At 42.1% G+C, this 6,705-nt stretch carries 6 protein-coding genes; 3 read left to right on the forward strand and 3 right to left on the reverse strand.

What is annotated here, in order from left to right; translation table 11 throughout:
• Positions 1-534 (forward strand): hypothetical protein (locus tag P5683_RS21620; protein WP_315641036.1); only part of this gene is annotated, 534 nt, incomplete at its 5' end.
• Here P5683_RS21620 and polA read toward each other — a convergent pair.
• The gene (gene polA, locus P5683_RS21625; protein ID WP_046321847.1) at positions 446-3,328 is read right to left on the reverse strand and encodes a DNA polymerase I; all 2,883 of its coding nucleotides are present in this window, start codon (positions 3,326-3,328) and stop codon (positions 446-448) included. The two genes, P5683_RS21620 and polA, sit on opposite strands and share 89 nt — an antisense overlap.
• 146 nt (positions 3,329-3,474) lie before the next feature.
• Between polA and P5683_RS21630 the strand changes: the two genes are divergently transcribed.
• Positions 3,475-4,251, forward strand: a complete 777-nt coding sequence (locus P5683_RS21630) for a DUF1350 family protein (protein WP_006622140.1) — start codon at positions 3,475-3,477, stop codon at positions 4,249-4,251.
• Here the strand turns inward: P5683_RS21630 and P5683_RS21635 are convergent.
• The gene (locus P5683_RS21635; RefSeq protein ID WP_006622141.1) at positions 4,229-4,777 is read right to left on the reverse strand and encodes an anti-sigma regulatory factor; all 549 of its coding nucleotides are present in this window, start codon (positions 4,775-4,777) and stop codon (positions 4,229-4,231) included. The genes P5683_RS21630 and P5683_RS21635 overlap by 23 nt on opposite strands.
• Before the next feature lie 83 nt (positions 4,778-4,860).
• Between P5683_RS21635 and P5683_RS21640 the strand changes: the two genes are divergently transcribed.
• Positions 4,861-5,997, forward strand: a complete 1,137-nt coding sequence (locus P5683_RS21640) for a PP2C family protein-serine/threonine phosphatase (protein ID WP_008051781.1) — start codon at positions 4,861-4,863, stop codon at positions 5,995-5,997.
• A gap of 177 nt (positions 5,998-6,174) precedes the next feature.
• On the opposite strand, the gene P5683_RS21645 is transcribed toward P5683_RS21640, so the two are convergent.
• Complete coding sequence (locus tag P5683_RS21645; protein WP_006668629.1) at positions 6,175-6,525, reverse strand: STAS domain-containing protein; 351 nt, start codon at positions 6,523-6,525, stop codon at positions 6,175-6,177.
• Positions 6,526-6,705: the final 180 nt, after the last annotated feature.

Below are 6,705 nucleotides of genomic sequence, written 5' to 3' on the forward strand. Positions count from 1 at the left end.
GTCTTCTTAGTCATCTCGTCCTCTCCATTATACGTCCTAAGTGTTCTGTCTTGTTCTATATTACAGCCCAGTTTTTTCGCTCTGGGATGCGCTAGGGCGGGTTTAGACATTGTTGAGAGGGTTTTTGAGCAAAAACAATTTGCTTTTATTGAGTCGGCGCTGGAGTCCCTCACAGAAGAGTTGGGAGGCTGTCGGGGGGAAATATTGGCAGCAATTACCGACGGGAATTATAGCTTTTCTGAACAGGTACAGTTACGAGGAAAGGCGATCGCTTTAGCCGTAAAATGCGCCCATGCTGCGGTGACAGTATCCAGCGGCGCGGCTAATTTAATTGATCATCCCGCCTCGCGGGTTTATCGGGAAGCCCTATTATTTACCGTTTCCGGTCAAACTCAAGCACTAATGCAAGCTACATTAGAGAATTTCCAGAATTGTCAATTCTCCATTATTTGGCTTCCATCCAATTTGTCCCGGCGTGAATATCTACCACCAACGGAACTGATAAAAATAGACAATTTTCCATGGTGGATTTAATTTGATGTTGGAGTTCCTCCCATTCTGATAAGGGAACCTCAAAGACCAGTTCATCGTGAACTTGTAATAATAGTCTGGCTTGGTAGTTTTTGAGAATTTCAGCCAGTTTAATCATCGCTATTTTAATAATATCAGCACTTGAACCCTGAATAGGTGCATTAGCGGCGGCGCGTAACATTTGTTCATCTTGGTAGTTAAGGCGATCGCGATCGCGTCCTTTTAAACTTTCAAAATAGCGCCGCCTCCCTAAAATAGTTTCCACATAACCCTGATTAATAGCCGCCAACTTTTGCGATTCCAAATACTCAAACACTCCCGGATATTGAGAGTTAAACCTATCAATAAACTGTTTGCCAGCCGTAGCACTTACCCCCACTTCCCGCGCAAATCTTTGGGAACCCATACCATAAATAACCCCAAAATTTATAATCTTTCCTAAGCGCCTTTCATCCGCTGTAATTTCATCCTTATCAAACAGCAATTGAGCGGTCAAACTATGTACATCTTGATTAGTATTATAAGCCTCTATTAACATCTTTTCCTGGCTTAAATGCGCTAAAATCCGTAACTCAATTTGAGAATAATCCGCCGACACTAACAGCCAGCCAGACTCAGGAATAAATGCTTTTCTAATTTGGCGAGAAAACTCCGTGCGGATAGGTATATTCTGTAAATTCGGGTGGGAAGAAGACAGACGACCTGTTGATGTAATCGCCTGATTAAAGTCTGTATGAATGCGACCCGTATCACTTCGCACCAACTCGGGTAAAGCATCCACATAGGTAGATTTTAATTTGGATAACGTCCGATATTCCAGGATATAATTAATCACGGGATGGTCATGTTTTAACTTTTCTAAAACCGTCGCATCTGTAGAATATCCGGTTTTAGTCTTCCGGCTTTTTTTACGGTCTAATTGTAGCCGATCAAATAACAACTCACTCAATTGTTTGGGCGACCCTAAGTTAAACACTTCTCCGGCGGCTTGATGAGATGCTTTTTCGAGACTTTCCAAGGTCTCACCTAACTGCTTTGATAGTTGATTAAGGTAGTCTGTATCAATCCTAATCCCCTGAAACTCCATCCCGGCTAAAATCGGTTCTAGGGGTTGTTCTACCTGTCTCAATAAATCATTTAATGGTGGTACATCTTTGAGGATATCCTGCATTTTTTGGGTGATTTGAAAGGTGGTAAAAACATCTAAGCCGCAGTAATTGGCGACGGTGTTAATATCTAAATCCGCAATAGTTTTGCCTTTGGGGACTAACTGACTATAACTCTGGGCGACTATTCCTAAATCCGGTAAATATCTTAATGATAAATCTGTCAAATTGTGGGATGATTCAGGATTGATTACATAACTGGCTAACATAGTGTCAAAAACTACCCCTTTTAAGGTAATTCCTTGACTCCGTAAGATTAAGCGATCGAATTTGGCATTTTGCAAGGTTTTCGGGTAGTTTTCCGACTCTAAAATCGGACGCAAAGCCGGCAAAACTTCCTCTATATTTAACATTTCCCCCTGGGTATGATTTAGGGGAATATAAGCCAGGTCGGATAATTCCGAACCCCAACAACAGCCAATTCCTACTAAGTTCGCATCCCTCGGTTCTAAGGATGTAGTTTCTGTATCCCAGGCGACTGGTTTATCCGGGTTAGTATGGGTTTTTAGGCGATTAACTAATAGGGCTAAGGCTTCGGGAGTTTGGATGATTTGAGGATGAATAGAATTGGCGATCGCTTTAGTTTCTAAGGCGGTATCCTCAGCACTAAAAAACCACAAATCATCATCATCATTATTCTCGGAACTATCCTCGGAACTATCCAACTCTGTGGGATAGCTTACTTCCGAATTACTTGAGTTAATCTCCACATCAACTAATCCCTTAAATTGGGATTGAAGCTGATGGATTTTATCAATAAATACTTGAAACTCTAACTGCTGTAGTAAAGGGATAATTTCCTGGCTATCAAACCCCTGTAGTTGGCAATCTTCCCAGTTAATATCTAGGGGGACATCACAGATAATCGTCGCCATGTTTTGAGAATGATAAGCCAATTCTTGACCCTGTTTAAGTTTATTGGCGATCGCCCCTTTGATTTGATTGACTGATTCATAAATACTATCTAAGGAACCATATTCCGCCAATAATTTAACCGCCGTTTTTTCCCCAATCCCTCGGACCCCCGGAATACAATCAGACTGATCGCCACACAGTGCTTTATAATCAACCACCTGTTCTGGTTTAATACTTAATTTTTCATAAACCTGGGGGGCGGCAAATTCCTGGGGACTGCTACCCTTCCCATGGCTTAAATGTAAAACCGTAATCTGTTTTTGCTCATCAATTAGTTGAAATAAGTCTTGATCACCAGATAAAATTTTGACCTGATATCCGGCGGCGCTTCCCCGATTTGCCAAAGTTCCCAAAACATCATCAGCCTCGTAGCCAGCCACCGAAAAAATCGGTATACGGAAGGCTTCTAATAATTGTTGGAGGTTATTGATATCCTGAATAAAATCTGCCGGGGTTTCGGCGCGATCCGCCTTATAGTTAGCATCAGCTTCATGGCGAAAAGTGGGTTCAGCCCGGTCAAAAGCGATCGCCACTAATTCCGGTTTATAGATGTCGATAACTTCCAGTAGAGATTGAAGAAAGCCAAAACAGACACTGGTAGGAATTCCTGTAGAAGTTCGCAGTCCCCCGCTGCGACTTTTCCCGAAAGCATAGTAAGCGCGAAAAGCCAAGGAATGGCCGTCAATGAGGATTAAAACCGGAGAGTTAGAAGACACGGGCAAGCCTTTGTGTAACAATATTTTGGTAGATATTTATAATACCAGGGGCGGGTTAATCAAAAAAAACACGGGTCAATCCGAAATCGCCATTAACCAGACCCCCAGATTTGATTATAATTGACAGCGGTAGGAAAAGGTAACTCATGGACTGGCTGGAATTTTCCGATAATTGGGTGTTAATTCCCCCAAAACCCAAAGCGATCGTACATTTTCTCGGTGGGGCGTTTGTAGCATCAGCCCCCCATATCACCTATCGTTGGTTATTAGAACAACTAGGGTTGCAGGGATATGCCATCATCGCTACACCATTTATTAATACCCTTGATCATGGAAATATGGCGCGTGAGGTATTATGGACCTTTGAGGACGGCTTAGAAGACCTATTTGCAGCCCAGAAACTGCGGCGGCGGGGGTTGCCAATTTATGGCATTGGTCATAGTATGGGGTGCAAGCTGCATCTACTGATCGGGTCCTTGTTTGAAGTCGAAAGGGCGGGAAATATTTTGATCTCTTTTAATAACTATACCGCCCGACAGTCAATTCCTTTGGTAGAACAGTTATCATCCGTGATTGATGTGGAATTTACCCCGACCCCACAGCAGACCAATTCCCTAGTTGGCGATCGCTATCAAGTCCGGCGTAACCTGTTGATCCAATTCAGTAAAGATAACATCGACCAAAGTAGCGGACTCTATCAAATTCTCAACCACAGATTTCCTGGACTGGTGACACTTCAGCAGTTGCGAGGCGATCATCAGACCCCCCTAGCCCAGGATATCAGTTGGCCACGAGGAGAATCATTTAGCCCCCTAGACGCGATCGGACAATGGTTTAAACACGAAGTCTATAAAGACCTATACCAACTTAGACGGGAAGTCCTACAATGGCTTAACCCTCTCAGTCCGGTGAAAAATATTTGATGATCACTAAAGAGTTTCTGTGAGGATCACACCGCCGATAACTAAACTTGTCCGCAATATCTCGCATTAGCATCAACCCCCGCCCTCCCGGTGAACCTTGATGGGTTTTCGATGACATCTCTAGCAGTTTTTTATCTAAATCAAACGGTTGACCGTGATCAAAAATGCAGATTTCAATACTATTGTTAAACAGACTGACCTCGATCTCAATAGGAACATCTACAGCCAGTCCCTTGTGCGCGTGTCGCACAGCATTGGTAAATCCTTCTGCTAATGCCAGTTGACAGCGCAGCCAGACTGACTTAGGAATTGATGGTGGCTGTAATTTGCCAAACCATGTTAAAACATCTGCCAACATATCCAAACTGGTTTCCGTTTGCAGGCAGAATGTAGAAGGGATAGGTTGGGAACCTTCAGATTTAATCACTTTTCGATAGGTGCGATCGTCGAGCCATCTTGTAATTAGACTATACTCTATCTTGAATGTTCTGTATAGGATTAGTTCATTGTCATCTAATATAGCCATCCCCGGTGAGATGCTCTGGGTGATCCTAATGGTTAATGATAACTTTGCTTGACCGTCCCTCTAATTGTTTAAACTCAGCGCCCATGTTTAAAATTTTAGTGATTGATGATGATACCATAATTCGAGAACTGCTCAAAAGAACACTCAAAAAGCAGGGTTATGATGTGGTGGTAGCTAGTAATGGCGAGGAAGGCATAGAAAAGGCTAAAGAATTGCGTCCGGCTTTGATGATTTGTGATTGGATTATGCCTCGGCTGACCGGAATTGAAGTATGCCGACAAGTTAAGGCTATGCCGGAATTATCAACTACTCAGTTTTTTTTACTTACTTCTCTGACCGCTGTTGATGATCGCGTTAAGGGTTTAGATGCCGGGGCTGATGATTTTCTGTCTAAACCTATTGAGATGAATGAGTTATATGCTAGGGTGAGAGCCGGTCTGCGACTTCATCAACTTAGCCAAGATTTACAAACTCAAAAACAGTTATTGGAAACTGAGTTATCCGAAGCCGCCGAATATGTGCGATCGCTACTTCCTGAACCCCTGGAAGAACCTGTGCGTATTGAGGCAAAATTTATCCCCTCTCGGCAATTGGGGGGAGACTGTTTTGATTATTGTTGGCTCGATGCCGACCATTTATCTATCTATTTATTAGATACTTCTGGTCATGGACTTAGGGCGGCATTGCCCTCGGTTTCCGTGTTGAATTTATTGCGATCCCGTGCTATCCCTAATATTAACTATTATCAGCCTAGTGACGTATTGCGATCGCTTAATACTACCTTCCAAATGACCTATCAAAATGATAAATATTTCACCATTTGGTATGGCGTTTATAACCGCATTTCCCGACAATTAACTTACTCTAGCGCTGGGCATCCTCCCGCCATTCTACTATCTGGAAAAAACCCCAATAATCTACAATTTCAACAATTAAAAACCCCCGGAATGCCTGTAGGTATGTTCCTAGAAGCTGCCTATATTGACGCTTCTTGTCACGTCGAAAAAAACAGCAACCTTTATATTTTTAGTGATGGAGTCTATGAAATTCATCAACCCGGTGGTAATATTTGGGGAATGGATGCCTTTATTAAACTTTTAATGAGAAACAATAACTTTCAATCCGGGAGTTTAAATAACATCTTAGAAGCCGTCAAAACCATCAATTTTGACCATCCCTTTGAGGATGATTTCTCCCTTATAAAAGTTAGTTTACCCTAAAAAATATGTGATTATTTGGCATGAAAAAATATCATATTTTGATGGTTATAAATTTTGATAAAAACCGTTGAGCCTGCATAATATCAACATCAATTACACAGACCCAAATATCTATCCCAAAACCAGTTTTTTATTTCCCAAAACCCCGATTAAAAATTCAGAGGATGATTGGCATAACTAGCCGAGGTAACTTTGTTTTTTCTCAAACTCCTGTCGATTTTCAAAAATTGGTTGAAACACTCGATCCATACTGGTTAGTTCAAACAGAATTCTAATCTGTTCATTAATCGAACAAATTACCAATTTACTATCTGCCGCTCGAACCGTTTTCAGAGCCAGTACCAGAGCCCCCAGACCAGAGCTATCCATAAATGTGACATCCTGAAAATCAATCAAGATGGTTTTAGCTCCCTTTTCAACTAACCTAGAAATATCCTGACGGAATTGGCTAGCTTTAGTACCGTCTAAAATACCTTGGGGCTGTAGGATTTGAACATCAGAACTCATATTCTTTTGAGATTGAAGCATAGAAATGACTCGCCATATTCCGCTAGTATAGCCTGTGAATGCGTCCTCAAGCCAAACTCTCCTACCCAAACAACAATTATAGAGGCTTACAGCCCAATTAAGGCTCTCAGAGACAGAATTTCACATCTGATACATTTACGCGACATTTATCCGGCTATTGCCTGACAATGCGACGATAGC

The sequence above is a fragment of the Limnospira sp. PMC 1279.21 genome (genome assembly GCF_032349615.1).
GTDB lineage: Bacteria > Cyanobacteriota > Cyanobacteriia > Cyanobacteriales > Microcoleaceae > Limnospira > Limnospira fusiformis.